Annotated in this window: 24 protein-coding genes and 1 pseudogene; 12 read left to right on the forward strand and 13 right to left on the reverse strand. The window is 70.4% G+C overall.

Features of this window, described 5'->3' with window-relative positions:
- The first annotated feature begins 165 nt into the window (after nt 1–165).
- The 3 genes from ACWDX9_RS29770 (at nt 166) to ACWDX9_RS29780 (ending at nt 4,919) form a co-directional block, all read left to right on the forward strand.
- Nucleotides 166–1,485: a hypothetical protein gene (locus ACWDX9_RS29770; protein WP_449959634.1), complete on the forward strand. Its 1,320-nt coding sequence runs from the start codon at nt 166–168 to the stop codon at nt 1,483–1,485.
- Between the two features lie 31 nt (nt 1,486–1,516).
- Nucleotides 1,517–3,493 (forward strand): beta-propeller domain-containing protein, encoded by a 1,977-nt coding sequence (locus ACWDX9_RS29775; RefSeq protein ID WP_449959635.1) that lies wholly within the window; start codon nt 1,517–1,519, stop codon nt 3,491–3,493.
- 172 nt (nt 3,494–3,665) lie between these two features.
- Nucleotides 3,666–4,919, forward strand: coding sequence for a S8 family peptidase (locus ACWDX9_RS29780; protein ID WP_449959637.1), 1,254 nt, complete (start codon nt 3,666–3,668; stop codon nt 4,917–4,919).
- Between the two features lie 62 nt (nt 4,920–4,981).
- On the opposite strand, the gene ACWDX9_RS29785 is transcribed toward ACWDX9_RS29780, so the two are convergent.
- From ACWDX9_RS29785 to ACWDX9_RS29795, 3 genes are all read right to left on the reverse strand, one after another.
- Nucleotides 4,982–5,461: a DinB family protein gene (locus ACWDX9_RS29785; protein WP_449959639.1), complete on the reverse strand. Its 480-nt coding sequence runs from the start codon at nt 5,459–5,461 to the stop codon at nt 4,982–4,984.
- The gene (locus tag ACWDX9_RS29790; protein ID WP_449959674.1) at nt 5,458–7,134 is read right to left on the reverse strand and encodes a glycerol-3-phosphate dehydrogenase/oxidase; all 1,677 of its coding nucleotides are present in this window, start codon (nt 7,132–7,134) and stop codon (nt 5,458–5,460) included. The genes ACWDX9_RS29785 and ACWDX9_RS29790 overlap by 4 nt, the downstream gene beginning before the upstream one ends.
- 153 nt (nt 7,135–7,287) lie before the next feature.
- Nucleotides 7,288–8,058 (reverse strand): DeoR/GlpR family DNA-binding transcription regulator, encoded by a 771-nt coding sequence (locus ACWDX9_RS29795; protein ID WP_449959641.1) that lies wholly within the window; start codon nt 8,056–8,058, stop codon nt 7,288–7,290.
- A 129-nt stretch (nt 8,059–8,187) separates the two neighbouring features.
- Between ACWDX9_RS29795 and ACWDX9_RS29800 the strand changes: the two genes are divergently transcribed.
- The 4 genes from ACWDX9_RS29800 to ACWDX9_RS29815 are packed head-to-tail and all read left to right on the forward strand — an operon-like array spanning nt 8,188 to nt 11,933.
- Nucleotides 8,188–9,060, forward strand: a complete 873-nt coding sequence (locus ACWDX9_RS29800) for an SIS domain-containing protein (RefSeq protein ID WP_449959643.1) — start codon at nt 8,188–8,190, stop codon at nt 9,058–9,060.
- A complete protein-coding gene (gene nagA / locus ACWDX9_RS29805) occupies nt 9,057–10,190 on the forward strand; it encodes an N-acetylglucosamine-6-phosphate deacetylase (RefSeq protein WP_363962228.1) in 1,134 nt (377 codons plus the stop codon). Before ACWDX9_RS29800 ends, nagA begins: the two co-directional genes overlap by 4 nt.
- Nucleotides 10,190–11,098, forward strand: coding sequence for a 1-phosphofructokinase family hexose kinase (locus tag ACWDX9_RS29810; protein ID WP_350731067.1), 909 nt, complete (start codon nt 10,190–10,192; stop codon nt 11,096–11,098). Before nagA ends, ACWDX9_RS29810 begins: the two co-directional genes overlap by 1 nt.
- Before the next feature lie 10 nt (nt 11,099–11,108).
- Nucleotides 11,109–11,933 carry a class II fructose-bisphosphate aldolase gene (locus tag ACWDX9_RS29815; RefSeq protein WP_449959645.1) on the forward strand — a complete coding sequence of 275 codons (825 nt, stop codon included), beginning with the start codon at nt 11,109–11,111 and terminating at the stop codon, nt 11,931–11,933.
- Here ACWDX9_RS29815 and ACWDX9_RS29820 read toward each other — a convergent pair.
- From ACWDX9_RS29820 to ACWDX9_RS29835, 4 genes and pseudogenes are all read right to left on the reverse strand, one after another.
- Nucleotides 11,923–12,357, reverse strand: coding sequence for a GNAT family N-acetyltransferase (locus tag ACWDX9_RS29820; protein ID WP_364243688.1), 435 nt, complete (start codon nt 12,355–12,357; stop codon nt 11,923–11,925). The two genes, ACWDX9_RS29815 and ACWDX9_RS29820, sit on opposite strands and share 11 nt — an antisense overlap.
- Complete coding sequence (locus ACWDX9_RS29825) at nt 12,354–13,130, reverse strand: phosphotransferase family protein (RefSeq protein ID WP_449959648.1); 777 nt, start codon at nt 13,128–13,130, stop codon at nt 12,354–12,356. Before ACWDX9_RS29825 ends, ACWDX9_RS29820 begins: the two co-directional genes overlap by 4 nt.
- Before the next feature lie 9 nt (nt 13,131–13,139).
- Nucleotides 13,140–13,352 carry a hypothetical protein gene (locus ACWDX9_RS29830; protein ID WP_449959676.1) on the reverse strand — a complete coding sequence of 71 codons (213 nt, stop codon included), beginning with the start codon at nt 13,350–13,352 and terminating at the stop codon, nt 13,140–13,142.
- Nucleotides 13,348–13,452, reverse strand: a pseudogene (locus ACWDX9_RS29835) (TetR/AcrR family transcriptional regulator); the annotation flags it as partial. The gene ACWDX9_RS29830 and the pseudogene ACWDX9_RS29835, both read right to left, overlap by 5 nt.
- Here ACWDX9_RS29835 and ACWDX9_RS29840 point away from each other — a divergent pair.
- Nucleotides 13,403–13,834 carry a dihydrofolate reductase family protein gene (locus ACWDX9_RS29840; protein ID WP_449959678.1) on the forward strand — a complete coding sequence of 144 codons (432 nt, stop codon included), beginning with the start codon at nt 13,403–13,405 and terminating at the stop codon, nt 13,832–13,834. The pseudogene ACWDX9_RS29835 and the gene ACWDX9_RS29840 sit on opposite strands and share 50 nt — an antisense overlap.
- Here ACWDX9_RS29840 and ACWDX9_RS29845 read toward each other — a convergent pair.
- From ACWDX9_RS29845 to guaB, 3 genes are read right to left on the reverse strand one after another with little or no spacing between them, the layout of a single operon-like run.
- Complete coding sequence (locus ACWDX9_RS29845; protein ID WP_449959650.1) at nt 13,824–15,017, reverse strand: RNA polymerase sigma factor; 1,194 nt, start codon at nt 15,015–15,017, stop codon at nt 13,824–13,826. The two genes, ACWDX9_RS29840 and ACWDX9_RS29845, sit on opposite strands and share 11 nt — an antisense overlap.
- Nucleotides 15,018–15,022: 5 nt before the next feature.
- Nucleotides 15,023–16,144, reverse strand: a complete 1,122-nt coding sequence (locus tag ACWDX9_RS29850) for a GuaB3 family IMP dehydrogenase-related protein (protein WP_449959652.1) — start codon at nt 16,142–16,144, stop codon at nt 15,023–15,025.
- Nucleotides 16,145–16,148: 4 nt separating this feature from the next.
- On the reverse strand, nt 16,149–17,630 hold the full coding sequence (gene guaB, locus ACWDX9_RS29855; protein ID WP_449959654.1) for an IMP dehydrogenase: 1,482 nt from the start codon (nt 17,628–17,630) through the stop codon (nt 16,149–16,151).
- Between the two features lie 705 nt (nt 17,631–18,335).
- On the opposite strand from guaB, the gene ACWDX9_RS29860 reads away from it, so the two are divergent.
- Nucleotides 18,336–19,325 carry a helix-turn-helix transcriptional regulator gene (locus tag ACWDX9_RS29860; protein WP_350731053.1) on the forward strand — a complete coding sequence of 330 codons (990 nt, stop codon included), beginning with the start codon at nt 18,336–18,338 and terminating at the stop codon, nt 19,323–19,325.
- 39 nt (nt 19,326–19,364) lie between these two features.
- Nucleotides 19,365–19,742 (forward strand): DUF5319 domain-containing protein, encoded by a 378-nt coding sequence (locus ACWDX9_RS29865; protein ID WP_090930411.1) that lies wholly within the window; start codon nt 19,365–19,367, stop codon nt 19,740–19,742.
- Between the two features lie 109 nt (nt 19,743–19,851).
- Here ACWDX9_RS29865 and ACWDX9_RS29870 read toward each other — a convergent pair whose 3' ends face one another.
- A complete protein-coding gene (locus tag ACWDX9_RS29870) occupies nt 19,852–20,487 on the reverse strand; it encodes a sigma-70 family RNA polymerase sigma factor (protein ID WP_132334441.1) in 636 nt (211 codons plus the stop codon).
- A gap of 769 nt (nt 20,488–21,256) precedes the next feature.
- Between ACWDX9_RS29870 and ACWDX9_RS29875 the strand changes: the two genes are divergently transcribed.
- Nucleotides 21,257–22,465, forward strand: a complete 1,209-nt coding sequence (locus tag ACWDX9_RS29875; RefSeq protein ID WP_449959656.1) for a sialidase family protein — start codon at nt 21,257–21,259, stop codon at nt 22,463–22,465.
- Between the two features lie 70 nt (nt 22,466–22,535).
- On the opposite strand, the gene groL is transcribed toward ACWDX9_RS29875, so the two are convergent.
- A complete protein-coding gene (gene groL / locus ACWDX9_RS29880; protein WP_449959658.1) occupies nt 22,536–24,155 on the reverse strand; it encodes a chaperonin GroEL in 1,620 nt (539 codons plus the stop codon).
- A 73-nt stretch (nt 24,156–24,228) separates the two neighbouring features.
- Entirely contained in the window at nt 24,229–24,540 is a 312-nt protein-coding gene (groES, locus tag ACWDX9_RS29885) for a co-chaperone GroES (protein WP_043623565.1), read from the reverse strand.
- A gap of 252 nt (nt 24,541–24,792) precedes the next feature.
- On the opposite strand from groES, the gene ACWDX9_RS29890 reads away from it, so the two are divergent.
- A complete protein-coding gene (locus tag ACWDX9_RS29890) occupies nt 24,793–26,076 on the forward strand; it encodes a class I SAM-dependent methyltransferase (RefSeq protein ID WP_449959660.1) in 1,284 nt (427 codons plus the stop codon).
- Nucleotides 26,077–26,157: the final 81 nt, after the last annotated feature.

Genomic DNA, 26,157 nt, shown 5'->3' on the forward strand with positions numbered 1-26,157 from the left:
CGGCATCACGTGGCCGGAGCAGTGGGGCGGCCAGGGGCTGACGCAGGCGGAGGAGCCCCCGCGCCGCCGTCGCCCTTCGCGTCGCCATCAGGGCCGATGGGCCCGCACCCGGGCCCACACTCCGGCCCACACTCGGGCCCACACTCCGGGCCGCCGTCGGGGCCCATGTCCGGTCCCCTGCCAGGTCCGCCGCCGGGGCCCGCGTCGGGTCCGCACCCGGCGCCGCACCCGGTCCCGCCGTCGGGCCCTCTCCCGTACGGGCCCGGCGGGCACTCCGGCCCGATCCCGCACACCGGCTCCGTCGCCCCGTCCCCCCAGCCGCCGTGGCATCCACCCGGGCCCTACGCCCAGCCCACGCACCCGAGCTGGGGCGAGCAGCGGCCGAGGAAGAGCAGGGCGCCGCTCGTCGCCGGCATCACGGTGGCGGTCGCGCTGCTGATCCTCGCCGGCGTGGTCGTCTACATCCAGGCCGACAAGTCGTCGACGCTGGCCGGCCCGGCCAAAACCCCGGCGACCAACTCGACGAGGAGCGGGACGACCACCAGCCCGGCCCCCACCGAGCCGGCCGTGCCGAGGCCGGGCGTCAAGAAGACGCTCCCCGGCGCGAACATCTCCCTCTACGAGGACCCGGGCGACGCGATCGTGCTGACCTCCTACGAGATCTACGACAAGAAGAAGGACGACTGGATCGACTACGCCAGGGGGTCGCTGCGCGGCTCGTTCACGAAGTACGCCGCCAACTGGGAGTCGAGGACCTCCCCCGACGGCCGCTACCTCGCGGAAAGGGGCAGGAGCTACAGCTCCGACGACTTCGACTTCATCGTCCTCACCGACCGGCGGAGCGGCGACCGTTCGACGATCAAGACCGTCAAGGAGCCGCTGATCAGCAGCATCAGGGCGTGGTCGAGGGACGGCTCGAAGATCCTGCTCAACATCGAGCGCAAGGTCGGGAGCAAGTGGCTCTACCTGGGCTTCGTCATCGTGGACGTGGCCGCCAAGAAGGCCACCCAGGTCGACGTCAGCGACACCTCCGTACGCCAGACGGCCTTCGGCTTCGACGGCACCGAGGACGGCGCGGTGAACGTCTACGGCGACGAGAAGAACCGCAGCCTGCGCTTCTTCAACGCCCTGGGCAAGGCCACGCACTCGGCGAACGAGATCGGCACGCTGTCCGCCGGCACGCAGGACCTCTTCTCGCCCTCGGGCAAGACGTTCGTCACGAACTGCCCCAACGGCGGAGACGGCGACCACTGCATCTGGGACACCAGATCGGGCGAGCGCCTGCGTAAGTTCTCCTCCCAGTGCGACAAGGTCCTCGGCTTCTACGACGAGAGCCATCTCTACTGCTGGGAGCAGGACAACGGCGTCGACGACGAGGTCCAGGTGGTCGACTTCACCGGCAAACTCGTGCGCAAGCTGCTCGCGGTGCCGGACGACATCGACTTCAGCCCCGTCTTCACCGCCAACCCGAACAAGGGCTCCTGAACCATCCGCCCGGGGCAGCCGTCATGAGGGCATGAAGACGCTGATCCGCACGGCCGCGACCGTCGCGGCGCTCGCGACCGCCGCGGTCGCCTGCACCTCTACGACCGCGGGCGCGCCGCCGAAGCCCAGGGTGAGCTCGCTCGGCGCGATCCGCCTGGTGGCCTACACCGGCTGCGACGACCTGCTGTCCGGGCTGCGCGAGCACGCCGCCCAGCGCGTCACCCCGTGGGGATTCGACAACGTGATGCCCCTCGCGTACATGGAGGACTCCGCCCGCTCGGTCACCCCGAACGCCAAGACGAGCACCCCCGAGCACTCCACGACGAACGTGCACGAGACCGGCGTGGACGAGCCCGACGTGGTCAAGACCGACGGCGACCGGGTCATCACCGTCAAGGACGGCGTCCTGCGGATCATCGACACCGCCACCAGGAAGGTCACCGGCTCGCTCAAGCTGACGGAGGGCGAGAACGGGCCCGGCGTGCCCGCCGACCTGCTCGTCTCGGGCGACCGCGCGCTGGTGCTGATGCGCGGCGGCGACATCATGTACAAGCGGATGGCCGGCTTCGCCCCGCCCGGCGACACCAGGTACGTGCTGGTCGACCTGTCGGGCAAGCCCAAGGTGCTGAGCACGATCAAGCCGCAGGGCTCGTACGTGGACGCCAGGATGGTCGGCTCCACGGTCAGGCTGGTCACCCGCAGCCAGCCGGACATCGCCTTCCCCGAGTTCAAGGACGACGTCTCCGAGGCCGAGCGCGTCAAGCGCAACCAGGCCGCGGTCCGGCAGGCCCCGGCGGACGCCTGGCTCCCCAAGATCGAGATCACCGACGCGTCCGGCACCGTCAAGAAGGACTCGGTGAAGTGCGAGCGGATCAGCCACCCGGCCGACTACACCGGCACCTCGCTGCTGACCGTGCACACCATCGACCTGGCGCAGGGCGTGACCGCCGCCGGCACCGACCCGATCAGCCTGGCGGCCGACGGCGACATCGTCTACGGCACCGGCAGCAGCCTCTACGTGGCCAGCAACCCGCGCTGGTGGATGCCGGTGGTGATCAGCGAACCGGCGGTGGAGACCCCGACGACCGCCCCGTCCTCGGGGGACGCCGCCCCGGCCGTGGAGCCCACGCCCACGAGCCCTCCGGTGCCGGACACCCCGACGCCCAGCCCGGAGCCGACGATCCCGCCTGAGGAGACCGAGGTCCACCGGTTCGACATCGGATCGCCCGGCGCGCCCGCCTACGTGGCCTCGGGCAAGGTCCCGGGCCGGCTGCTGAACCAGTACTCGCTGTCGGAGTACGACGGCCACCTGCGCGTCGCCACCACGCTCACCTCCCCGGACGGCAAGACCAGCTCCAGCGCCGTGTACGTGCTCAAGGCCGACACCATGGCCAAGACCGGCGAGGTCGGCGGCCTCGGTGAGGGAGAGCGGATCTACTCGGTCAGGTTCATCGGCCCGGTCGGCTACTGCGTCACCTTCAAGCAGGTCGACCCGCTCTACACGCTCGATCTGCGCGACGCGGCGGCGCCCAAGGTGACGGGCGAGCTGAAGATCACCGGCTACTCCGCGTACCTGCACCCCGGCGCCGAGGGCCGGCTGATCGGCATCGGTCAGGAGGCCAGCGAGAAGGGCAGGACGCTGGGCACGCAGGTGTCGCTGTTCGACGTGAGCGATCCGGCCGGCCCGCGCAGGCTGTCGCAGCTGTTCCAGAAGGACTCGGGCTCGGCGGCCGAGTGGGACCCGCACGCGTTCCTGTACTGGCCCAAGACCGGCCTGGCGGTGATCCCGCTGACCCAGCAGAACGAGTCGGGCGGGCTCGTCCTGAAGATCGACGACTCGGGCGTGACGAAGCTGGGCATGATCAAGCACCCGGCCAAGGACGAGTACCAGGCCGGGATCGAGCGGGCGCTGGTCATCGGCGACTCGATCTGGACGCTCTCGTACGACGGCATGCAGGTCAACGACGCCGCCACGCTGGCGCAACAGGCCTGGATCCCGCTCCGCTGAGCACAAAAATCCACCCATGAAAAGGTGCTGATTTCGTATGAAATTGGCACCTTTTTCGATGGACAGGACACCGACAACTGATGAAAACTTTACTAACCATGTAATGTCGGACTCAGTGGATTTGTCATGACATGGGTCTCCTGAGTCCGCGACACAGGAAGGGCTCACGCTGATGCGAACACGCACCCCCCTGCTCGCATTGCTCGTCAGCGCCGTGGCGTTAGCCATGGCGCCACCGCCCGCCTCCGCCGCCACGCAGGACGCGCAGGCCGCGGAAGGGACGTACATCGTCGAACTCAAGCCGACCATGCGGGCGGCGCCCCGCAGCGCGGCCCAGGACCAGGTGTCCCAGGCCGGCGGCCAGCTCGTCGGCGTCTACGAGCACGCGTTCAAGGGCTACACCGCCCGCCTGAGCGCGAGCGCGGCCGAGCAGCTCAAGCGGAACCCGAACGTCCTCAGCGTCGAGCCCGACGCCGAGGTAACCGCCTTCGCGCAGACCACGCCCACCGGCGTACGGCGCATCTTCGGCCCCAGCAACCCGAACCTCGACATCGACGGCACCGATGACGTGCGCATCGACACGGACGTCGCCGTCATCGACACCGGCGTCGACTACACCCACCCCGACCTGAACGTGGTCGCCCGCGCCAACTGCGTGTCCGGCGTCTGCACGAACAACGCCGGCGTCGACGACAACGGCCACGGCTCGCACGTCGCGGGCATCGTCGGCGCGATCGACAACTCCATCGGCTCGGTCGGCGTCGCCCCCGGCGCCCGCATCCACGCCGTGAAGGTGCTCAACTCGGCCGGCTCGGGCACCCTGTCCGCGATCGCCGCCGGCATCGACTGGGTGGTGGCCCGCGCCTCCACCATCGAGGTCATCAACCTGAGCCTGGGCTGCAGCGGCTGCACGAGCAGCGCGATCAGCAACGCGATCACCAGGGCCGTCAACGCCGGCATCGTGGTCGTGGTGGCCGCGGGCAACAGCCACGCGAACACGTCCTCGTTCTTCCCCGCCAACCACCCCGACGTGGTCACCGTCTCGGCGCTGACCGACAACGACGGCCTGGCCGGCGGCGCGGGCGGCAGCACGCTCTCGTGCCGCAGCGAGACCGACCAGGACGACACCTCGGCGTTCTACTCCAACTTCGGCTCCACCGTCGAGATCACCGCACCCGGCACCTGCATCTACTCGACGTGGATGAACGGCGGCTACAACACGATCAGCGGCACCTCGATGGCCAGCCCCCATGTGGCGGGCGCGGCCGGCATCCTCACCGCTGGTGCCCGCAAGCCGACGACCAGGGCGGGCTCGCTGGCCGTACGGACCAAGCTGATCTCCACCGGTAACTCCAACTGGACCGACGACTCCGGCGACGGCGTCAAGGAGCCCCTGCTCGACGTGCACGACGCCACGCAGTACTGACAGACCATCCCGGATAGGGGCGGTGCGCGGATCCCGCAGCGCCGCGTGCCGCCCCCTCCCCCTTACGACTCGGCCAGCTCGCGGGCGATGTCCAGGTGGCCGGCGTGGCGCATGTACTCCTCCAGGACGTGGAACATGATCCACGCCAGCGTCGGCGGCTCCTCGGGCGGCTGGAACCGGCCGATCCGCGAGGCCACGTCGGACAGGCCCGCCCCCGCCACCGCCTGCCTGGACCGCTCGCACTGCGCCAGGTAGAAGTCCTTGATCTCCTCGAACGACTCGGCCGCGACGAGCATGTCATCCTCGTCGCGGTCGCTCCACGGATCCTCGACCTGCTCGCCCGCGAAGTCCCAGACGAACCAGCGCCGCTCCATGTACGCCAGGTGCTTGAGCATCGACACGGGCGTCCACCCCGACGGCACCCGGCTCACCTCGGGCTCGGGGAACCCGTCCAGCTTGCGCAGGATCTCCTCGCGATAGTGGTCGAGGTAGCCCTCCAGCAGCGCGCGAGGGTCGGAAAGCTGGTTGGACGGCTCGCTCATGATGGCTGCTCCGGGGCGACGACGGGGACGATCTCCGGCGCGCCGAGCCTGATCGCGTCGGCCTCCTGGTCGGAGACCTGCTCCTGCGAGCGGCGCTCCGCCTCGACACGCTTTGTGTAGTATTCCACCTCCCTTTTCACCTGCTCGCTGTCCCAGCCGAGCGGCCCCGCCATCAGCTCGGCGGCCTCCTGCGCCACGGCCAGGCCGCGGTGGAAGGTCTCGATCGAGATGCGCGTACGCCGGGTCAGCACGTCGTTGAGATGCCTGGCCCCCTCGTGGGTGGCGGCGTAGACGACCTCGGCGCGCAGATAGTCGTCGGCCCCCGACAGCGGCCTGCCCAGCGACGGCTCGTGCTCGATCAGCTCCAGCACCTCGTCGATCATCGAGCCGTAGCGCTGCAGCAGGTGCTCGATCCTGGCCACGTGCAGCCCGGAGGTGAGGGCGATGCGGTGCCTGGAGTTCCACAGCGCCTGGAAGCCCTCGGCGCCCGCGAGCGGGATGCGGTCGGTGCACGAGCGCGGCACCCGCTGGTCGAGCCCGTGCGCCACGGCGTCCACCGCGTCCTTGGCCATGACCCGGTAGGTCGTGTACTTCCCGCCCGCGATCATGACCAGGCCCGGCACCGGGTGCGCCACCACGTGCTCCCTGGACAGCTTGGAGGTCTCCTCCGACTCGCCCGACAGCAGCGGGCGCAGCCCCGCGTAGACGCCTTCGACGTCGTCGTGGTTCAGGGGCACGGACAGGACGGAGTTGACGTGGTCGAGCAGGTAGTCGATGTCCGCGCGGGAGGCGGCGGGGTGGCTCTTGTCGAGCCTCCACTCGGTGTCGGTGGTGCCGATGATCCAGTGGCGGCCCCAGGGGATCACGAAGAGCACGGACTTCTCCGTGCGCAGGATGATCCCGGTCAGCGAGTGGATCCGGTCACGCGGGACCACGAGGTGGATGCCCTTGGACGCGCGTACGTGGATCTGGCCCCGGCCTCCGACCAGCTCCTGGATGTCGTCGGTCCAGACGCCGGTGGCGTTCACCACCTGCTGGGCGCGTACGTCCAGCTCGTCGCCCAGCTCCAGGTCGCGCACGCGTACGCCGGTGACCCGCTCGCCCTCCCGCAGGAACCCCAGCACCTGCGCCCGCGGCGCGATCTGCGCGCCGTAGGTGGCGGCGGTGCGCAGCAGGCTCACCACGTAGCGGGCGTCGTCCACCTGCGCGTCCCAGTACTGGACGGCGCCCGTGAGGGCGGACTTCTTGAGCGCCGGGGCCAGCCGCAGCGCCCGCGACCTGGACAGATGCCGGTGGCCCGGCACGCCGCGGGTGGTCCCGGCCGCGGCGCCGAGCATGTCGTAGAGCGCCACGCCCGCGCCGACGTAGACCCGCTCCCACACGTAGTGGGTCAGCGGGAAGAGGAACGGCACCGGCTTGACCAGGTGCGGGGCGATCCGCTGCAGCAGCAGCGCCCGCTCCCGCAGGGCCTCGCGCACCAGCTCGAAGTTGAGCTGCTCCAGGTATCGCAGGCCCCCGTGGATGAGCTTCGAGGAGCGCGAGGAGGTGCCGGAGGCGAAGTCCCTGGCCTCCACCAGGGCCACGTCGAGCCCCCTGGTCGCGGCGTCGAGCGCGATCCCGGCGCCCACGACGCCGCCGCCGACCACGACCACGTCGAAGTTCTCCCCGGCCATGCGCTCCAAGGCCGCGGTCCGCTCCGCCGGCCCGAGCTGAGCCACGCACCTTCCCGGCGTCATATCTCCCCCTGATACGGCATTGTCGCCTGCGCCTCGATACCTACCCTCAGGGCGGTCAGGCTGTAACGCGGCGCGCGACGACGCCGGGGGTCAGGCGCGGATGACCTTCACGCCCGCCTCCGTCAGCTCCGCGGCCAGCGCGTCGGAGAGCTGGGCGTCGGTGACCAGCGTGTCGATCTGCCCGATCGGGCAGATCCGGGAGAAGGCCCGCTTCCCGATCTTGGAGGAGTCGGCCACCACGACCACGTGCGCGGCCCGGCTGATCAGCAGGTGGTTGACGCTCGCCTCCCCCTCGTGGTGGGCCGACGCGCCGAGCTCGACGTCGAGCGCGTCCACCCCGAGGAACGCCACGTCCAGCGTCACCTGCTCCAGCACCCCGGTGGCCAGCGGCCCGATGAGCTCGTACGACTGCTGCCTGGCCACCCCGCCGGTCACCACGATCTTGACGTGCTGGCGGACGGTCAGCTCGGCCGCGATGTTCAGCGCGTTCGTGACGATCGTGAACCCGCTCTCCAGCGTGGACAGCGTGGCGAGCGTGCGCGCCAGCTCCGAGGTGGTCGTGCCGCCGTTGAGCCCCACCACGGCGCCGGGCGCCACCAGCTCGGCCGCCGCCGTCGCGATGCGGTGCTTCTCGTCGGCGTGCCTGGCCGTCTTGTAGCGCAGCGGCAGGTCGTAGCTCACGCTCTGCGCGACCGCCCCGCCCCGCGTGCGCATCAGCATCTGCTGCTGGGCCAGCTGGTCGAAGTCCCGCCGGATCGTCGCCGTGGAGACGCCGAGCGCCTGGCTGGCCTCCTCCACCGACAGTCTGCCCTCCTGGGCCACCAGCTCGAGGATGGCGTTCCAGCGGTCGTACCGGGACACAAGGCCTCCTAGGCGATGGGGACAAGGGCAAGCGTGGCACAACCAGCGAGGGCAGGGCCAACAGTGTCCATTAATGCACTTTCCTGGTATAAAACCAGCAGAAACAATCAATCGCCGGGGAGGCAAGTGGTGACCACCCACACCGAGGCCGAGATCGCGTCCCAGCCGTCGTGCTGGCGCCGCGCCATCGCGAGCGTTCCCGCCGACGCGCTGCCGCGCCACGGCGAGCGGGTCGCCGTGGTCGGGTGCGGCACGTCGTGGTTCATCGCGATGGCGTACGCCGCCCTGCGCGAGCGGGCCGGGCACGGCGAGACCGACGCCTTCGCCGCCTCCGAGGCCCCGATCGGGCGCTCGTACGACCGCGTGCTCGCGCTGACCCGGTCCGGCACCACGACCGAGGTGCTGGAGCTGCTGGCCAGGACGACCACGAAGACCACGGCCATCACCGCCGACCCCGGCACGCCGATCATGACGGCCGCCGACGAGGTCGTCGTGCTCGACTACGCCGACGAGCGGTCGGTCGTGCAGACCAGGTTCGCGACCACGCAGCTGGCCCTGCTGCGCGCCAGCCTCGGCGAGGACCTCACCAAGGCCGTCGAGGACGCCGAGGCGGCCGTGGCCGCGCCGCTGCCCGACGAGCTGGTGCGGGCCGAGCAGTTCAGCTTCCTCGGCTCCGGCTGGTCGGTCGGCCTGGCGCAGGAGGCGGCGCTGAAGATGCGCGAGGCGTCCCGCTCGTGGACGGAGGCGTACCCGGCGATGGAGTACCGGCACGGCCCGATCAGCATCGCCGCTCCCGGGCGCGTGACGTGGATGCTCGGCGCCGCCCCCGAGGGCCTGCGCGCGCAGGTCGAGGAGACCGGCGGGACGTTCTTCGAGACCGCGCTCGACCCCATGGCCGAGCTGATCCGCGCGCAGCGGGTGGCCGTCGCCCGGGCCTTCGCCCAAGGGCTGAACCCGGACGAGCCCATGCACCTCACGCGATCTGTGATCCTTTCTTCATGAGCCTTACTCTTGCCGACGCCAGGATCGTGACCCCCGAGGGGGTCCACGAGGGGTGGCTGACCATCGAAGACGGCCGCATCACGCATGTCGGCCGCGGATCCGCCCCAGGTCAGGGTCTGAGCGTGGGTGGGCGGCACGTCATCCCCGGGTTCGTGGACATCCACAACCACGGGGGCGCGGGCGGCTCGTTCCCGACCGGCGAGCAGGACAAGGCGCGTGAGGCCGTCGAGCTGCACCGCCGCCACGGCACCACCACGACGATGGCCAGCCTGGTCACCGACTCGATCGACGGGCTGACCAGGGCCGTGGCGGCGCTGGCCGAGCTGTGCGAGGAAGGGCTGCTGACCGGCATCCACCTCGAAGGCCCCTACATCGCCAAGGCCCGCTGCGGCGCGCACGACCCGACGCTGCTGCGGGAGCCGTCCCGGCAGGAGCTCTCGGAGCTGCTGAAGGCCGGGCGCGGGCACGTCCGCATGGTGACCATCGCGGCCGAGCTGCCCGGCGCGCTCGACTTCATCCGCATGGCCGCCGCCGAGGGGGTGATCGCGGCCGTGGGGCACAGCGACGCCGACTACGAGACGACGATCGAGGGCATCGAGGCGGGCGCGAGCGTGGCGACCCACCTCTACAACGCGATGCCGCCGCTGGGCCACCGCGCGCCCGGCCCGGTGGCCGCGCTGCTCGACGACGAGCGGGTGACGGTCGAGCTGATCAACGACGGCGTGCACGTGCATCCGGCCATGCTGCGCCTGGCGTACGAGGTGGCGGGTCCCGGCCGGACGGCGCTGATCACCGACGCGATGTCGGCCACCGGGCTCGGCGACGGCGACTACGTGCTCGGCCCCATGCGGGTGCGGGTGGAGGACGGCGTGGCCAGGCTGGTCGAGGGCGGCTCGATCGCGGGGTCCACGCTGACCATGGACGTCGCGTTCCGGCGCAGCGTCCAGGAGGTAGGGATGTCGCTGCCCGACGCGGTCCAGGTGGCCTCCCTGACGCCCGCGCGGGTGCTGGGCCTGGCAGACCGGATCGGCTCGATCGCCGTGGGCAAGGCGGCCGATTTGGTGGTGCTGTCCGACTCGCTGGAGGTGGCCGGGGTGATGAAGGACGGCGTCTGGATCACGGAGCCCTGATGATCCTCACCGTGACGCTCAACGCCGCCCTCGACGTGACCTACCAGGTCCCCGACGTCGACTGGGACGGGGTCAACCGGGTCAGCGCGGTGCATCGGCGCGCCGGTGGCAAGGGTGTCAACGTCGCCCGCGTCCTGGCCGCGCTGGGCCAGGACGTGCTGGTCACGGGGCTCGCGGGCGGCCCCACCGGGCGGGCGATCGAGGACGACCTGCGGGCGGCCGGCCTGCCCGCCGCCCTGCACCCCGTCGCCGCCGACTCCCGCACGACGCTGGTCGTCTCGGAGCAGGCGGGCACGCGTACCGCGCTGTTCAACGAGCCCGGCCCGGAGGTCACCCCCGCCGAGCTGGCGGGCTTCGTCCGGCGTTTCGAGTCGCTCCTCGACGCCGCCGGCGCGGTCGTCATCTCGGGCAGCCTCCCGCGTGGCGTCCCCGCCGACACCTACGCCACGCTGGCGGCCGTCGCCGCCGGCAAGGGGGTCCCGGCCATCGTGGACGCCGACGGCGATCCCCTCCGCCACGCTCCCAAGGGCCGTCCCTCCGTGGTCAAGCCCAACCGGGAGGAGCTGGCCAGGGCCGTTCCCGGCGGCAGCCCGGCCGAGGGCGCGCAGGCGCTGCGCAGCCAGGGCGCCGGGGCCGTGGTGGTGTCCATGGGCGCCGACGGGCTGCTGGCGGTCACCGGGGAGGGCACCTTCACCGCGCGCATGCCGTACACCGTGCGGGGTAATCCGACGGGGGCGGGCGACTCGCTGGTCGCCGGGCTCGCGCTGGGCCTGGTGGAGTCGGCGTCGTGGCCCGACAGCCTCAGGCGGGCTGCGGCGCTCGGCGCGGCCGCCGTGGCCGCGCCCGTGGCCGGCGACTTCGACCCCGACGTCTACGCCGACATACACCCCCAGATCATCATCACGTAAGGAGCACGTCATGCCCCTTGTTGCCATCGGCGACATCGTCCGCCAGTCGCCCGCCGGGGTGGGCGCCTTCAACGTGATCCAGCTCGAGCACGCCACCGCCATCGTGGCCGGCGCCGAGGCCCTGGGCCTGCCGGTCGTGCTGCAGATCAGCGAAAACTGCGTGCGCTACCACGGCGCGCTGGAGCCCGTCGCGCTGGCCTCGCTGGCGGTGGCCAGGCGGGCCGAGGTGCCGGTCGCGGTCCACCTCGACCACGCCACCGACCGCGCGCTCGTGGAGGAGGCGGTGACGCTGGGGCTGGGCTCGGTGATGTTCGACGCCTCGGCCCTGCCCGACGACGACAACGTCCGCACGACCGCCGAGGTGGTGGCGTGGTGCCACGAGCGCGGCGTGTGGGTGGAGGCCGAGCTGGGCGAGGTCGGGGGCAAGGACGGCGTGCACGCGCCCGGCGCGCGCACCAAGCCGCACGAGGCGGTCGACTACGTCGCCAAGACCGGCGTCGACGCCCTGGCCGTGGCCGTGGGCACCTCGCACGCCATGACGACCAAGGACGCGGTGCTGGACCTGGCGCTCATCGCCGAGCTGCGGGCCGCGGTGCCGGTGCCGCTGGTGCTGCACGGCTCGTCGGGGGTGCCGGACGACGTGCTGCGCGAGGCCGTGCGGACCGGCATGAAGAAGATCAACATCGCGACCCACCTGAACAAGGCGTTCACCGGCGCGGTGCGCGACTACCTGGCCCACGACGAGCGCGTGGTCGACTCCCGCAAATATCTCAAGGCCGGGCGGGACGCGGTGGCCAGGGAGGTCAGCCACCTCCTGGGCGTCCTCACGGGGTGAGCTGTTTGCGCATCATGACCGCGGAGCGGCCTTCGACGCCCATGCGGCCGGTCTCGACGTAGCCGAGCGACTCGTACAGCGCGATGTTGGTGGTCATCTTGACGTTGGTGTAGAGGCGCAGCGCGGGCAGCCCCAGCCGGCGCGCCTCCTCCTCGGCGTACGCCATCAGCGCCCGCCCGAGCCCCTTGCCCTGGTGGCCGGGCCGCACGGCGACGTTCTCCACCAGCAGGACGCCGTCCTCGGGGACGAGCACGATGAGCGCGTCGAGCGGGTCGGTGACGTGCACCCGGCCGGCCGCGATGAGCGCGCCGTAGTCGGCCTCCATCGGCAGCGGCCGCATGCCGACGACCTCGATCCAGGGCGAGTACGCGTCGTGGACCAGCCGCTCGACGGCCGCCTTGTCGGTGTGATCCGCCAGTCTCATGCGGTCAATGTTGCCAGCACGCGTTCGACCTGTCGTTCGAAGGTGCCCGGCGGATTGCGCGGGTGCTCGTGCGAGAGCAGGAACAGCCAGACGAGCGCGTGCAGCCTGCGGCAGTCGCGCATCCGCCGCTCCTCCGCCGGGCTCAGCTCGAACCGGTGCGCGATCTCCACCTCGCCGTCCACCCACATCGACACGTGCTCGGCCATCTCGGCCAGCTCGAACGCCACGTCGCTACGCCCGGAGTCCTCGTAGTCGACGATGCGGACGCGGGTGCCGTCCCACAGGAAGTTCGCCAGGTTGCCGTCGCCCGCCCCGAACGCCGGCGTGACCCCCGACTCGCCCGGCGACCAGCTCCGCAGCCACCGCGTGCCCTCCTTGACCGCCCGGTCCGCCAGCGGGTCCCTGGGCTGCCAGCGCTCGCCGCGCCGCCCGGCCCAGTCGGCGAGCGCCTCAAGGTGCCACGGGCGCAGCGGTACGGCCCTGAGCACGTGCGGCGGCACCGCGGTGTGCAGCTCGGTGAGCGCCTCGACCAGGGCCGCGACGTGCACGGCCGTCGCCAGCAGCCCGCGCAGCGACACCCCGTCGATCCGGGACATCGTCACCACGCCGTCCTCGTAGCCGATCGGCTCGGGGGCCAGGCCGGGGGCGTGCTCGGCCAGCAGGTTCAGCGCGCGCCACTCGCGCTCGGCCGCGCCGGGCTTGCTGTCCATGTAGCGCTTGATGACGACGTCGCCGGCGAAGGCCAGCTCGTGCGTGTGGCGTAGGTCGGCCATGCCCGCATGCTAGGGCACCAACCGCTCAACGGCGCTGGTCACAAGCTTGTGGATCTCCTCCTCGCCGAACACGTCGGGCAGCGTGAGCCGCTCGACGACCAACCAGTTCATGGCGAGGTAGAGCAGCACCACGCTCGTCGTGTCGCCGGGGAGGGGTGAACAGCTCGTCGCGGCTGGGGAAGTAGTTGGACGCGGTGCCCGGCGGCACCTCCGCCTGCTTATCCACCGCCCTGAACGTCAGCCCGCGGGCCCCTTCCCTGGCCAGGACCTCGATCGCGGCATCGACCAGCGCCGTCCGCCTGGCGACGTTCTGCCTGACCACGTTGACACCACTCCAGACCGTCCCCACCCACCTCCGCGCCACGTACCAGGTCGACAAGGCCGTGACCAGCCCGTACGCCCACCTGCGGCAGTACGTCGTGTCCAGCACCATGGAGGTCGAGGACCCGGCCGTCGAGCTGGTCACCGGCGACCCGCTCGGCCTGGTGCGCCGGCTCAAGGAGGAGGACGGCCTGGACATCTACCTCTGCGGGGGCGGCAAGCCGGCCGGCGCCCTGCTGCCGGAGATCGACGAGTTGATCATCAAGTGCTACCCGGTGGTGGCCGGGGCGGGCATCCCGGCGTTCGACGGCGAGTTCCGGCCGACCGTGTTCACGCTGACCGGCTCGAAGACGTACAACAACGGGGCGGTGGTCATGACGTAGGCCCGCCAGTGATCAGCCGCCCGCGCAGGAAGTCCCGTTCCACGTCGTTGCCCGCCCGCGCGGCCGCGGCCTCGTACGCCGCCGCGGCCTCCTCCTCGCGCCCGAGCCTGCGCAGCAGGTCGGCCCGCACCGCGTGGAACATGTAGTAGTCGTCGGGCCCCTTGAGCAGCCTCAACGCCGCCTCGGGCCCCTCCACCTCGGCCACCGCCACCGCCCGGTGCACCGCCACGACCGGGCCCGGGTCGAGTTGCGCCAGCAGGTCGTACAGCCGCACGATCTGCCCCCAGTCGGTGTCCTTCGCGCTCGCCGCGTCGCTGTGCACGGCGTTGATCGCGGCCTGGATCTGGTACGGGCCGGGCTCGTCACGCCGCAGGCACCGCCGTACGAGCTCCTGGCCCTCCGTGATGAGCTCGCGGTCCCACAGCCCGCGGTCCTGCTCCCCCAGCAGCACCAGCTCGCCCTCCTCGGAGGTACGGGCGGCGCGGCGCGACTCGATCAGCAGCATCAGCGCCAGCAGACCCATGACCTCGGGCTCGTCCGGCATGAGCTCGACCAGCAACCGCCCGAGCCGGACGGCCTCGGCGCACAGGTCCGCGCGGACGGCCGTATACCCCTCGTTGAAGATCAGGTAGACCACGGCCAGCACCGCGCGCAGGCGCTCGGGCAGATCGCCCTGCGCCGGGATCCGGTACGGGATCCCCGCGGTCCGGATCTTGCTCTTCGCCCGCACCAGCCGCTGCGCCAGCGTCGCCTCGGGCACCAGGAACGCGCGGGCGATCTCCGCCGTCGTCAGCCCGCCGAGCAGCCGCAACGTGAGAGCCACCCGCGCGTGGACGGCCAGCGCGGGGTGGCAGCACGTGAAGATCAGCCGCAGCCGGTCGTCCTGGACGGGCCCCACGTCCACGGGCTCGTCCTGGGCGTGCAGGAGCGCGGCCTGCGCGTACTTGCCAGGCCGCGCCGACTCCCTGCGCAACCGGTCGACGGCCCGGTTGCGGGCGGTCGTGATGATCCACCCGGCCGGGCTCGGCGGCACTCCGGCGGACGGCCACTGCCGCACCGCCACGCTGAACGCCTCCTGCACCGCCTCCTCGGCGATGTCGATGTCACCGAAGACCCGCACGAGGACGGCGACGGACCTGCCGTACTCCTCGCGGAACACCCGCTCGACCGCGGTCTCCGGCATGGGCGTCAGCGCTGGATCGGGGCCACCACGACCTCGACGCGCTGGAATTCCTTGATGTCGGAGTAGCCGGTGGAGGCCATGGTCCGCTTGAGCGCGCCCATCAGGTTCATCGAGCCGTCGGCCACGCTCGAGGGCCCGTGCAGGATCTGCTCCAGCGTGCCGACCGTCCCGAACTCGACCCGCCGGCCGCGCGGCAGGTCGGGGTGGTGCGCCTCCGAACCCCAGTGGAACCCGTGGCCCGGCGCCTCGGCGGCCCTGGCCAGCGGCGAGCCCACCATCACGGCGTCGGCCCCGCAGGCGATGGCCTTGGCGATGTCACCGGAGGTGCCCATGCCGCCGTCGGCGATCACGTGCACGTAGCGCCCGCCGGACTCGTCCATGTAGTCGCGCCGCGCCGCCGCCACGTCGGAGATCGCCGTGGCCATCGGCACGGCCACGCCCAGCACGTTGCGCGTCGTGTGCGAGGCGCCGCCGCCGAAGCCCACGAGCACGCCCGCCGCGCCGGTGCGCATCAGGTGCAGGGCCGCCGTGTACGTGGCGCAGCCGCCCACGATGACCGGCACGTCCAGCTCGTAGATGAACTGCTTGAGGTTGAGCGGCTCGGCCCGGCCCGAGACGTGCTCGGCCGACACGGTGGTGCCGCGGATGACGAAGATGTCGACACCCGCGTCGATCACGGCCTTGTGGTACTGGACCGTACGCTGCGGCGACAGCCGCACGGCGGTGGTCACGCCGGAGGCCCGGATCTCCTCGATCCGCCGGCCGATCAGGTCCTCCTGGATCGGCGCCGCGTAGATCTCCTGGAGCCGCTTGGTGGCCGCCTCCGCGTCGAGCGCGGCGCACTCCTCCAGCAGCGGCGACGGGTCCTCGTAGCGCGTCCAGAGCCCTTCGAGGTCCAGCGGCGCGAGGCCGCCGAGGCGGCCGATCTCGATCGCGGTCGCCGGGGACACCACGCTGTCCATGGGCGCGACCACTACCGGCAGCTCGAACCGGTAGGCGTCGATCTGCCAGGCGATCGAGACCTCCTCCGGGTCCCGGGTGCGCCGCGAGGGAACAAGGCCGATCTCGTCAAGCGAGTACGCCCGCCGTCCGGCCTTGCCCCGGCCGATCTCCACCTGCTGAGTCATGAACTTACCTTCTGTGATAGTTCGGAGCTTCCACGGTCATCTGGATGTCGTGGGGGTGGCTCTCCTTGAGGCCCGCCGCCGTGATCGGCATGAGCTCGCAGTCGGTGTGCATCTGCATGATCGTGCGGCAGCCGGCGTACCACATGCCCTGGCGCAGGCCACCGATGAGCTGGTGCGCGACGGCCGAGACCGGGCCGCGGTAGGGCACCTGACCCTCGATGCCCTCGGGGATGTACTTGTCGTCGCCGCCGACGTCGGCCTGGGCGTAGCGGTCCTTGCTGAAGGAGGTGCCGCCGCGCTCACGGTTGCGCACCGCGCCGAGCGAGCCCATGCCCCGGTACGACTTGAACTGCTTGCCGTTGATGAAGATCAGCTCGCCGGGCGACTCCTCGCAGCCGGCGAGCAGCGAGCCCAGCATGACCGTGTCGGCGCCGGCCGCGATGGCCTTGACGATGTCGCCGGAGTACTGCAGGCCGCCGTCGCCGATGACCGGCACGCCCGCGGGCGCGCACGCCTTGGACGCCTCGTAGATGGCCGTGACCTGCGGCGCGCCGACCCCGGCCACCACCCGCGTGGTGCAGATCGAGCCGGGCCCGACGCCCACCTTGACCGCGTCCGCGCCCGCGTCGACCAGCATCTGCGCCCCGGCCCTGGTCGCGATGTTGCCCGCGACGACCTGCACCTTGCTGTTGGCCTTGATCTTGCCGACCATGTCGGCCAGGCCCTTGGAGTGACCGTGGGCCACGTCGACGACCACCACGTCGACGCCGGCCTCGATCAGCGCCTTGGCCCGCAGCTCGGCGTCGCCACCGACGCCGACGGCGGCCCCCACGACCAGCCGGCCGTCGGCGTCCTTGGTGGACAGCGGGTACTGCTCGCTCTTGGTGAAGTCCTTGACCGTGACCAGGCCGCGCAGCCTGCCGTCGGAGTCGACCAGCGGCAGCTTCTCGATCTTGTTCCGCCGGAGCAGGGCGAACGCCTCGTCACGCGACACCCCGACCGGGGCGGTGACGAGCGGCATCTTGGTCATGACCTCGCGCACGGCACGCGACTGGTCGGTCTCGAAGCGCATGTCGCGGTTGGTCACGATGCCGAGCAGCGTGCCGTCCACGTCCGTCACGGGCACACCCGAGATCCGGTACGTCGCACAGAGCTTCTCGACGTCGGCCAGCGTGTGGTCGGGGCTGCAGGTGACCGGGTTGGTGACCATGCCGGCCTCGGACCGTTTGACCAGGTCGACCTGCTGGGCCTGCTCCTCGACCGACAGGTTGCGGTGCAGGATGCCGATGCCGCCCTGGCGGGCCATGGCGACCGCCATGCGGGCCTCGGTGACGGTGTCCATGGCCGCGGAGACCAGCGGGATGGACAGCGTGATGCCCTTGGACAACCGGGCCCTGGTATCGGCCTCGCCTGGTTGCAGGTCTGAATAGCCGGGCACCAGCAGCACGTCGTCGAAGGTCAAACCTGTCTCGGTGAACTTGGACATGCTGCGGCCCCCTCTTGCCGTTGCTCTGATTGAGCCAAGTCTAGGCCCTGCCTCCAAACTGCGCCGCAGCACCCACACCCGCCGCGCCCACCGCCTTCTCCACCCCCAGCACCTCCTTCAACCGACCACCCCACCGGCCGCCATCCGGCATACCCCGCACGACGCCGCCGCCACCCGCCGGCCGCCATCCGTCCGGCTACTCGCCCGGCCGCGCCGCCTGGTCGCGCCGCCCGCCCAGCCGCCCCGCCGGCCCGCGGATTGCGTGCGTGCCCCACCCAGCGCCCGGCCGTCCCCCGGCCGCATCACCCGGGCCGCGGCCACAACGGCGATGCCGGGAGCACGATGACCCCCACGGCCCGTCGTACTCCCGGCATCGAAAAGTGCCGAGACACGGGACGGTCGGTGATCCGTCCCGTGTCTCGGCCACCGGCATCCGGGTCAAGGCGACGCTTGGCGCCACCGAACCCCCCTCCGCGTCCTGATGGCCCGCTGTCGCTTCAGCCCTCACAGGATGCCGACGCTAGGTAAAGCCTGCGTTACGGAACGAAACAACGCAATGTGAAAACGTGCAATTGCACGAAGTTGCACACCGCGCTCCGACCAGTCCCCGTAACGGGGGGACACGAGCGTAATGCGGGGTTATCCTCACGGCACGCCCGTGTCCCCCCAACGGAGCCGCCCATAATGCGCAACGAGCCCCGTACGATGCCTGATCCTTTCGAGACGCTGGGCCTCGACCCGACGCAGACCGCGCTGTACACCGCGGTGTTGCGCCTGCACCGCGCGACCCGCACCGATCTCGCGCAGGCCATGGACGGTCCCGTCGAGAAGGTCGGCCGCCAGCTCGACGACCTCGTGAAGCTGGGCGTGATCGACGAGCAGTCGGGGGAATACCTGGCCAGACACCCGGCCGCGGCTCTCGGCAGGGTGATCGCCGATCGGCTCGACCGGCTGGCGGAGGAGAGCCGCAGGATCGACTCGGCGCTCGGCTCGATCCGGTCGCTGATCCGCGACTACGACGCCGGCCGGGACTACCAGAGCGGCACCTTCACGGTGGAGATGGTGAACGGGGCCGACGTGCTGTACGAGAGCGTGGTCGGCATAGCCGTGCAGTCTCCGCCGATGGAATTATTGACCGCGGTTCCCGACGAACGCACAATGATCGATTTCGCGCGCAAATTTGCGGAACTATGGATTGACGCGCAAGAACGAAAACTTCTCACGGTTCACGTGATCATCCCGGTTTCGACTCTGGCTCTGCCGGGCGTACGCGACCAGCTCACCCGGGTGCTGGAGACAGGCGGCAAGGTGCGCACGCTGGACCGGGTGCCGAGCTGGTTCATGACCGCGGGGCCCGAGGTCGCGGGCCTGCCCCCGTACTGGGGCGGCAACCTGCCGGACCACGCGTACAACTTCTATCTGATCCGCACGCCGATCGTCGTGGGCATGCTCCGCACGCTGTTCAGGGAGCTGTGGGCCAGGGCCGTGCCCCTGCCCTGGGGCCGCCGGGGCGACGGCATGGTCCAGGTCCTCCGCCTGGCCGCCCAGGGCATGTGTGACGACTCCATAGCCCGCCAACTGGGCGTATCGGTGCGAACGGTCCGGGCGAGGTTCGCGGACGCCATGTCCGAACTGGGCGCTCAGTCGCGTTTCCACGCAGGCGTGGAGGCGGCCAGGCGCGGATGGCTGAGGTAATGTCCACCGCTCGGGCCGCTTCGGTCATATGGTGGGAAGGTGCTGGAAGACGTCCCCCGCGACCCGTTCGCGGACGACCCGAACGACCCTTCCTCGGCGATGGGCGCCCTCGACGACGCCGAGCCACTCACCGCAGCCGAACGCGACGAGGCCATCACTGACCTCGCCGACGTCGAGGTCTTCCGCTCCCTGCTCGAACCGCAGGGGGTCCTGGGCCTCGTACTCGACTGCCCTGAATGCGGCGAGCAGCACTTCTTCGACTGGGAGCTGCTGCGCGGCAACCTACGACAAATGATCGAGAAAGGCCAGCCGCAGGTCCACGAGCCGGCCTTTCACCCGGACCCCGCCGACTACGTCAGCTGGGAGTACGCCAGAGGCTACGTCGACGGCGTCATCGACACGGAGGAACGCCGCTGACCGACATCATCGAGCAGCACGGCCAGCAACCGCACGGCTGGATCGCCTGAGTCAGGGCTCTCTCCACGACCGAGCGCGTCGAGCAGCGCGTCGGTCTCCTCCTCTGACGTCAAGCCGACTCCAGCTCGGCCATCTGCCTCAACCTGGCAAGCGCCCGATGCTGGGCGACACGAACCGCACCCGGTGACATACCGAGTACATTACCGGTCTCCTCAGCCGACAACCCTGACACCACCCGCAACAGCAGCAACTCGCGCTGATTCTCGGGCAATCTGGCCAGGAGCCTGCGCGCGTGCTCGACCTCGATGTAGCGGACCACGGTCTCCTCGGGCCCCGGCCCGTCGTCCGGCCCATCGGGCAGATCCTGAGTCGGTACGGCCGAGCGCACCGAACTCCGTAGCGCGTCGGCCACTTTGTGCGAGGCGATCCCGAACACGAAGGAGGCGAACGGCCGCCCCATGTCGCGGTATCGCGGCAGCGCGGACAGGACCGCGATGCACACCTCCTGGGCTACGTCATCGGCAATGTGATATTGCCCTGAAACCCTGCCCAGCCGGGCGCGGCAATACCGCACCACCATCGGACGCAACTCGCCGAGCAGGGATTCGATCGCACTGCGATCTCCCTGTACGGCGAGGCTCGTCAGTTCCCTAAGGTCGGAGTCATCCGTCCGTGCCGGAAGTCTCGACGCGAGCCTTACCCCAATTTTGGCGTCGGCGACGCTTCCCTCGCTCACGATAGGCATGATGCCCGCACTGATCCGGCCTGTCGTCATGGCGAACGGCTACGGATTGGTCACATTGAAGCGACGATAACGGGCAGTAATCAAATGACCACACTAAGGCTTAACTAGTGACATAATGTTTCATCCCATAACCTGGAATGCACGATAATTGTCAGATCCCGGACGCTTATCACCCACTGCCGGTTTACTCCAATAATCCACCTTTTCCGCCCACTTCTCCCCAACCGCCCGCCAGAGATCCCTGGAAGCCCAAGGGGCACCGGGGCAAACGGCATGATCCTCACCTCGGCGACGCGCTTCGCGCGATGGAGAGCTCGGGCAGCACCCCGTGGGGGCAAGCCCCACACCCCTCGGACGCAACCCCGATCCCCGCCGACCAAGAGCCGTTCCGGCAGAGGGCCGCCACCGCCACAACCGCTCGCCCCGCGGTCGAACCGAGCCCCCAGCCAACAAGGCCCTCACGATGCGCATCAAAGGACGAGCGGCGAGAGGTGGAGCGCCCTTCCGCCGCGTCCACCAACCGCGGTCGCCGCCGGCAGGTCGTCGCTGACGCCGTCCCCATCGAGTACTCGCTTTCGTGCCGCGTCGTGCGGATGCGATCGACCGGACGAGGGGATCGCTCCATGGATACCCCGAACCGCGCCCGCGCCAGGCGGCCGCCGGTCGTCGCCGACGCACGGCGACTGCGGCGCCGATCTTCAGGAGGCAGTGGATCAAGGGGACGACCGATGAGACGATCATGGCCGCGAACGCGTAAATGGAGGCATTGATGCGTACATTTCGGACGTTCACCGCGGCAGCCGGAGCGCTCATGGCCGTCGCCCTCAGCGCATCACCCGCGGCGGCCGCGCAGGCCCCCACGTACGTCTTCCACAAGCAGACCCTGTGGAAGTCGATCCCCGCCGGCGGATCCCAGGGGGCCACCTGCTACCGGCTGCCGGCGGTCGTGAAGACCAGGAACGGCGTGCTGCTCGCCTTCGCCGAGCGGCGCAACAAGAACAACTGCGCCGACCACGGCGCGTTCGACGTCGTCATGCGGCGCTCGACCGACGACGGCGTCACCTGGGAGGCGAGCAGGGTCGTCCTGCCCAGTACGGCCGGAGCGGCCCTGCAGGGGAACGCGACCGTGGTCGCCGACTCCGGCGGGCCGGTGTTCCTGTTCACGACCTCGGAGCCGACCGCGTCCCAGACGACGCCGCGTACGCCGAAGGTCCAGGTCAGCACGGACGACGGCGTCACCTGGTCGAGCCCGAAGGACCTGTCGGGCGTCGTCAAGGCGCCCGCGGGCGCCGGGGACTGGTTCGCCACGGGGCCGGGGCACGGCATCCAGCTGACCCAGCCGGCCCACAACGGCCGCCTGGTGGTGCCCGTCTACTTCAGCGTGGGCGACACGCAGAGCGTACGGCTGATCTACAGCGACGACCGCGGCGCGACGTGGCAGATCGGCGCGACCGCGACCTACGACAAGTCGGTCCTGAAGCTGGGTGAGCAGACCCTGGTCGAGCGGACCGACGGCGGCATCCTCGTGATCGCCCGCAACGGCGCCGTGCCCGACGACCAGACCTCCGTCCACGGCCTGGCCCGGGGCGTGAGCACGGACGGCGGCGAGTCGTTCGACGGCGATTTCCGGGCCGACGGCGCCGTCACCGCTCCGCCCACCCATCCGGCCCTGCTGCGCCAGCGGGACAAGGCCCCCAACACCCGGATCCTGCTCTCCGCACCCGCCACGCCGAAGACCGACAACAACCCGGTGGGCATGAACGTGCGCTCGTCCTTCGACGAAGGCGCGACCTGGCGGAACTACGACAACTCCACCAACAACGCGGGGGTGAGGATCGACGGCGACCACGCCGGATATTCCGACATGGCGCTCCTCGGCAACGGCGCGATCGGCGTCCTGTACGAGGCGGGCGTGAACCGCTTCCGGGACGAGATCCGCTGGAACTGGTTCTGGGAGAGCGCGATAGGCCTGCGCTGAACCGTCCCAGGAACGCCGAACGGCCCGCAACCCTTTCGGGTGTGCGGGCCGTGGCGAGAGAGGAGCCGGGTCAGTGGCCGTGGCCGTGACCGTGGCCCGCGCCGGCGGCGGGGGCCTCCTCCTCGGGCTTGTCCACCACGAGCGCCTCGGTCGTGAGGAGCATGCCCGCGATCGACGCGGCGTTCTGGACGGCCGAACGCGTGACCTTGACCGGGTCGATGACGCCCTGCGCGATCAGGTCGCCGTATTCGCCGGTCGCGGCGTTGAGGCCGTGGCCGGCCTCCAGCTCGGCGACCTTGTGCGTCACCACGTAGCCCTCGAGACCGGCGTTCTCGGCGATCCAGCGGGCCGGCTCGACCAGGGCGCGGCGCACGACGGCGACACCCGTGGCCTCGTCGCCCGTCAGGCCGAGGTCGTCGAGGTCCTTGGAGACGTGGATCAGCGCGGAGCCACCGCCGGAGACGATGCCCTCCTCGATCGCGGCGCGCGTCGCGGAGATCGCGTCCTCGAGGCGGTGCTTCTTCTCCTTCAGCTCCACCTCGGTGGCGGCGCCGACGCGCAGCACGCACACACCGCCGGCGAGCTTGGCCAGACGCTCCTGCAGCTTCTCGCGGTCCCAGTCGGAGTCGGACTGCTCGATGGCGAGCTTGATCTCCTTGACGCGGTCCTCGATGGCCTGCGGGTCACCGGCGCCGTCGACGATGGTGGTGTTGTCCTTCGTGACGACGACGCGGCGGGCCGTGCCGAGCACCTCGAGACCGACGTGCTCCAGCTTGAGGCCGACCTCCTCGCTGACGACCTGGCCACCGGTGAGGGTGGCGATGTCCTGCAGCATGGCCTTGCGGCGGTCGCCGAAGCCCGGGGCCTTGACGGCCACGGAGGTGAAGGTGCCGCGGATCTTGTTGGTGACCAGGACGGCCAGGGCCTCGCCCTCGACGTCCTCGGCGATCACGAGCAGCGGCTTCTTCGTCTGGGCGATCTGCTCCAGCAGCGGCAGGAAGTCCGCGATGGAGGCGATCTTGCCCTGGTTGATCAGGACGTAGGCGTCCTCGAGGACGGCCTCCATCCGCTCAGGGTCGGTCACCATGTACTGCGACACGTAGCCCTTGTCGAACTGCATGCCCTCGGTGAACTCGAGCTCCATGCCCATGGCGTTGGACTCTTCGACGGTGAGGACACCGTCCTTGCCCACCTTGTCGAACGCCTCGGCGATCAGGTCGCCGATCTGCGCGTCCTGGGCGGAGATCGTCGCGACGTTGGCGATCTCCTTCTTGTCGGCGACCTCGCGGGCGCTGTCGAGCAGCTTGTCGCTGATCGCCTTGGCGGCCTTGTCGATGCCGCGCTTGAGCGACAGCGGCGAGGCGCCGGCGGCCACGTTGCGCAGGCCCTCGCGGACCATGGCCTGGGCCAGCACGGTGGCGGTGGTGGTGCCGTCGCCCGCGATGTCGTTGGTCTTGGTGGCAACTTCCTTGGCGAGCTGGGCGCCGAGGTTTTCGTAGCGCTCTTCCAGCTCGATCTCACGAGCGATGGTCACACCGTCGTTCGTGATCGTCGGCGCACCGAACTTCTTGTCGATGACGACGTTGCGGCCTCGCGGGCCGAGGGTTACCTTCACGGCGTCGGCGAGGGCGTTCACCCCGCGCTCGAGCGCGCGGCGGGCATCCTCGTCGAACTCCAGGATCTTCGCCATTGTTTGAAAGTCCTCTCCTAGCGTCGAAAGCCCCGGCCGCCCTCAAGAGCGCCCGGGGCTCGACACATCCGGCTTACTTCTCGATGATCGCGAGAACGTCGCGGGCGGAGAGCACGAGGTACTCCTCGCCGCCGTACTTGACCTCGGTGCCGCCGTACTTGCTGTAGAGGACGATGTCGCCCTCAGAGACGTCGAGCGGAATCCGCTTGTCGCCGTCCTCATCCCAGTTGCCGGGGCCCACCGCGAGGACCTTGCCCTCTTGCGGCTTCTCCTTGGCGGTGTCCGGGATGACCAGGCCGGAAGCGGTGGTCTGCTCGGCCTCAAGCGGCTGAACCACAATGCGGTCGCCGAGCGGCTTAACGGGAACCTTGGTGGCGGTCGTCACGATCGGACCTCCCCTTCAGATTTGAATGATCTAGAAGAGGCGACCAGCTGGGCCTGCCGTCGCGGGTGTCAGACCTGCCTCGTCGCACGTTGGCACTCTCAAGGGGAGAGTGCCAACAGGAAACATATGCAAGAGGGGCTTGACAGTCAACACGAACGCGTCTGCTGAGAGCGATCAGACCGAATCCGCCCCTTCTAGATACCGTACGCCCATGGTCCGACCGGGTCGGACGTGGCACTAACGTCGGGTGATGTGGACCTTGACGCCTTCGACGAGCTGCTGACACCGCGCGGGCAGCGCGCGCTCGCGGAGGCCGTGGAGCTGGTGGGCACGGATCCGGTGGCCGCCGCCACGAGAATGCGCAAGACGTACGACGCCGCGCTGACCTCCGCGGCGCTCACCCAGGCGGGGCTGCGGGACCGCGCCAGGGCCAAGTTCGGCGAGGACGCCGGGCGGATGTACTTCACGCCGCACGGCCTGGAGCAGTCCACGCGGACGGAGGTCGCCGAGCACCGCGCCCGCCGCCTGACCGCCGAGACACGAGCGGACGCACCCCTGCACGGACCGGACGCGCCCCCGCACGAGCTCGGCGTCACGGACGCGGCCCCGCACGGGCCCGGCGTCACGGACACGTCCCAGCGCGGGCTCACGCGTGGGCCGAGGGTCGTGGACGCCTGCTGCGGCGTCGGCGGCGACTTCCTCGCGCTGGCCCGCGCCGGCTGCACCGTGGCCGCCGTGGACACCGACCCGCTGACCGTCGCCGTGGCCAGGGCCAACGCCGACGCGCTCGGGCTGGCCGACAGGGTGACGGTGTCGGTGGGGGACGCGGCCGAGGTGCGGCCGGAGGAGTACGACGTGCTCTTCGCCGACCCGGCCAGGCGGACGGGCCGGGGCAGGACGTTCGACCCCATGGCCTACTCCCCGCCCTGGCCGGTGGTGCTCGACCTGGTCGCCAGAGCCTCCCGGGCGTGCGTCAAGGTCGCCCCGGGCATCCCGTACGAGTTCATCCCCGGAGGCGCCGAGGCCGAGTGGGTCTCGTACAAGGGCGAGGTCAAGGAGGCCGCCCTCTGGACCGGCCAGGAGGGAGCGGGCCGCCGCGCCACCCTGCTGCCCGGCGGCCACACGCTGACGGCCACGGGCGCCGAGGCCGCCGTCGGCCCGGTCGGCAGGTACGTCTACGAGCCGGACGGCGCGGCCATCCGGGCGCATCTCGTGGGCGAGGTGTCGGAAATCGTGAACGGACGCCTGCTCGACCCGATGATCGCCTACATCACCGGTGACGACCCGATCGACACCCCATGGGCGGCCAGATATGAAGTAGAGGACGTTCTCCCCTTTTCAGGGAAAAAGCTGCGCGCCGCCCTCCGTGAGCGACAAGTCGGAAATGTCACCATCAAGAAGCGCGGCTCCGCCGTCGACATCGAGCGCCTCCGCTCAGATCTCCGCCTAAATGGCGAAAAATCGGCAACTATCATCCTTACCCGAATCATCGATAAGCCATCGGTCATCATCTGCGACACCTCTCCACCTGCCTGAACCGGTCATTCTGCTGTTAACCTCGATCTTTCACTTCGCCCCTGACGGACCTTGATCGAGAGGCTAAGGTTGGCGGACGGG

This window comes from Nonomuraea sp. NPDC003201 (genome assembly GCF_053590415.1).

What these genes read in the sequence shown, in the direction of transcription:
- nagA (WP_363962228.1), top strand. Translation starts at nt 9,057, where the DNA reads ATGAGCCTTACTCTTGCCGACGCCAGGATCGTGACCCCCGAGGGGGTC.
- ACWDX9_RS29775 (WP_449959635.1), top strand. Translation starts at nt 1,517, where the DNA reads ATGAAGACGCTGATCCGCACGGCCGCGACCGTCGCGGCGCTCGCGACC.
- ACWDX9_RS29785 (WP_449959639.1), bottom strand. Translation starts at nt 5,461, where the DNA reads ATGAGCGAGCCGTCCAACCAGCTTTCCGACCCTCGCGCGCTGCTGGAG.
- ACWDX9_RS29810 (WP_350731067.1), top strand. Translation starts at nt 10,190, where the DNA reads ATGATCCTCACCGTGACGCTCAACGCCGCCCTCGACGTGACCTACCAG.
- ACWDX9_RS29845 (WP_449959650.1), bottom strand. Translation starts at nt 15,017, where the DNA reads ATGCCGGAGACCGCGGTCGAGCGGGTGTTCCGCGAGGAGTACGGCAGG.
- ACWDX9_RS29780 (WP_449959637.1), top strand. Translation starts at nt 3,666, where the DNA reads ATGCGAACACGCACCCCCCTGCTCGCATTGCTCGTCAGCGCCGTGGCG.
- ACWDX9_RS29875 (WP_449959656.1), top strand. Translation starts at nt 21,257, where the DNA reads ATGCGTACATTTCGGACGTTCACCGCGGCAGCCGGAGCGCTCATGGCC.
- guaB (WP_449959654.1), bottom strand. Translation starts at nt 17,630, where the DNA reads ATGTCCAAGTTCACCGAGACAGGTTTGACCTTCGACGACGTGCTGCTG.
- ACWDX9_RS29820 (WP_364243688.1), bottom strand. Translation starts at nt 12,357, where the DNA reads ATGAGACTGGCGGATCACACCGACAAGGCGGCCGTCGAGCGGCTGGTC.
- ACWDX9_RS29825 (WP_449959648.1), bottom strand. Translation starts at nt 13,130, where the DNA reads ATGGCCGACCTACGCCACACGCACGAGCTGGCCTTCGCCGGCGACGTC.
- ACWDX9_RS29770 (WP_449959634.1), top strand. Translation starts at nt 166, where the DNA reads ATGTCCGGTCCCCTGCCAGGTCCGCCGCCGGGGCCCGCGTCGGGTCCG.
- ACWDX9_RS29860 (WP_350731053.1), top strand. Translation starts at nt 18,336, where the DNA reads ATGCCTGATCCTTTCGAGACGCTGGGCCTCGACCCGACGCAGACCGCG.
- ACWDX9_RS29850 (WP_449959652.1), bottom strand. Translation starts at nt 16,144, where the DNA reads ATGACTCAGCAGGTGGAGATCGGCCGGGGCAAGGCCGGACGGCGGGCG.
- ACWDX9_RS29815 (WP_449959645.1), top strand. Translation starts at nt 11,109, where the DNA reads ATGCCCCTTGTTGCCATCGGCGACATCGTCCGCCAGTCGCCCGCCGGG.
- ACWDX9_RS29790 (WP_449959674.1), bottom strand. Translation starts at nt 7,134, where the DNA reads ATGGCCGGGGAGAACTTCGACGTGGTCGTGGTCGGCGGCGGCGTCGTG.
- groL (WP_449959658.1), bottom strand. Translation starts at nt 24,155, where the DNA reads ATGGCGAAGATCCTGGAGTTCGACGAGGATGCCCGCCGCGCGCTCGAG.
- ACWDX9_RS29870 (WP_132334441.1), bottom strand. Translation starts at nt 20,487, where the DNA reads ATGCCTATCGTGAGCGAGGGAAGCGTCGCCGACGCCAAAATTGGGGTA.